The organism is Hymenobacter coccineus (assembly GCF_001816125.1).
Lineage (GTDB): Bacteria > Bacteroidota > Bacteroidia > Cytophagales > Hymenobacteraceae > Hymenobacter > Hymenobacter coccineus.
Window position 1 is genome coordinate 1 of sequence record NZ_MDZA01000253.1, and the last position, 1978, is coordinate 1978.

The window sequence follows — 1978 nt, forward strand, 5'->3', positions numbered from 1 at the left end:
CGTACAAGCCGCCGCGACACGTTCGCGTAAATCAAGAGAATAGGCTTTCACGCTGGAAAAATAACTCCCGTACTGTACATCATCCTGAGAACCGCTCTAAATTAACCACACTTCGCTACTATCCAAACGCCATGAAATTTTTCCAAACCACTTTTTGCGCCCTTTTGCTGAGCGGCTTTGCGTTGGCCGCTGCTCCCGCGGCACATGCGCAGGTCAACGTAAACGTGAACGTTGGGCAGCCCGCCTGGGGCCCCGCGGTGCCGCAGGGCGCCCAGTATTATTACATCCCCGAGGTTGACGGGTACTACGACCTGCAAGCCCAGCGGTACATCGTGCTGCGCAACGGGCAGTGGCTGCCGGTGGCGGCGCTCAGCGGCTACGACCCCTACCAATTCCACCCCGTGGTGCTCGACTACCGCGGCCGCCAGCCCTGGACGTACGTGGGGGCCCACCGCGACCGGTACCGCCCGGTGGTGTACCGCCCGGGCCCACCCCGGGGCTTGCCTCCCGGGCAAGCCAAGAAGCTTTACCGCCAAGGCTCTTACGACAGCCGCGGCCTGCCGCCAGGCCAAGCTAAAAAGGCTTACCGTGCAGACTACAACGGCGGCCACGACAATGGCCACGGGCAAGGGCACGGCCGAGGCCACAACTAACTCCCAGTCACATGGTTAAACAAAAAAACCGCCCTTTCCGGCGGTTTTTTTTGTGGACTTGCCCAGCGCGTGGGGCCCCAGCTAGGTGGTGGCTTCGGCCCAGTCCATGCCTTCGTGCACGTTGGCCGGGGCGGGCAACTGGCCCTGTTCCAGGCGCTCGGCGAAGTGGATCATGGCCGTGTCGCGGCCCATGCTAGCACCGGCGATGATGCGGCCGTCCAGCACGTACAGGGCCAGGAAATCCTGCTTGGCCACATCGCCGTGGTAAATGATTTCGTCCCACTTTTCGGCGTGGCCGGCGTAGCGCAGGCTCTTGCCGTACTGCTGCGTCCAGAAGTACGGGGCGGCGGCGAAGGCCTCCCGCTGGCCCAGCATGTTGCGGGCGGCCGTGCGGCCGTGCTGCTGGGCCACGCGCCAGTGCTCGATGCGCGTGGGCTCGGCGGGGCCCCAGCGGATACCGGGCAATGTCGCCGGCGGCGTACACGTTCTCAGCGGCTTGCAAGTACGCATCCACGGCCAGGCCGCCGTCCTTTTCCAGCGAAAAAGCGTCTTTCAAGAACGCGGTGGCCGGGCGCACGCCCACGCCCAACACCACGGCGTCGGCGGGCAGCACGCGGCCGGTTTTCAACTGCACGCCGGTCACGCGGCCGGCCTCGCCCAGCAGGGCCGTTACCTCGGCTTCGGCTTCGAAGTGCACGCCCTTCTCCTCGTGCAGGGCCCGGAACATGGCCCCGATTTCGGGCCCCAGCACCCGCATAAAGGGCACCTTGTCCTGGGCTACCACCGTCACGGCGCGGCCTTCGCCCACGAGGCTGCTGGCCGCTTCCATCCCGATGAAGCTGGAGCCGATGACCACCACCTGCTTGGCGTCTTTGGTAGCGGCCAGGATGGCGTCGGCATCGGCCTGGGTGCGCAGGGGCTGCACGCCGGCCAGGTCGTGGCCGGGCAACTTGGGCAAGCGGTTGGGGGTGCCGCCGGGGGCCAGCAGCAGCTGGTCGTAGCGCAGCGGCAGGTGGCCCTCCAGCTGTAGTTCCTGCCGGGCCAGGTCGAGGCCAGTGGCGCGGGTATTCAGCTGCAAGTCAATGCGGTGCTTTTCGTAAAAGGTAGGCTCGCGCAGGGGCAGCGCCGCCGGCTTGGCCTTGCCCGCCAGGTAGGGCTTGCTGAGCTTGGTGCGGTCGTAGGGCGCTTGCTCGTCGGCCGACACCAGCACGATTTTCCCCGCGAAGCCTTCGTGGCGCAGCGTCTGGGCCGCGTACTGGCCAGCCGCGCCGCCGCCCACCAGCACGAACGTGCGCGCATCGGCCGGGGCCCCGGGCGCGTCGGCG

2 protein-coding genes and 1 pseudogene are annotated in these 1978 nt (G+C 66.7%); 1 reads left to right on the forward strand and 2 read right to left on the reverse strand.

The features are described 5' to 3' along the window. Positions 1-131 precede the first annotated feature (131 nt). Positions 132-653, forward strand: a complete 522-nt coding sequence (locus BEN49_RS28050) for a hypothetical protein (RefSeq protein WP_070744530.1) — start codon at positions 132-134, stop codon at positions 651-653. Positions 654-734: 81 nt separating this feature from the next. Here BEN49_RS28050 and BEN49_RS29600 read toward each other — a convergent pair whose 3' ends face one another. After that, a complete protein-coding gene (locus tag BEN49_RS29600; protein WP_083326109.1) occupies positions 735-1163 on the reverse strand; it encodes an oxidoreductase C-terminal domain-containing protein in 429 nt (142 codons plus the stop codon). Then, positions 1126-1938: pseudogene (locus tag BEN49_RS14415) on the reverse strand (NAD(P)/FAD-dependent oxidoreductase); the annotation flags it as partial. The pseudogene BEN49_RS14415 and the gene BEN49_RS29600, both read right to left, overlap by 38 nt. Between the last annotated feature and the right edge of the window lie 40 nt (positions 1939-1978).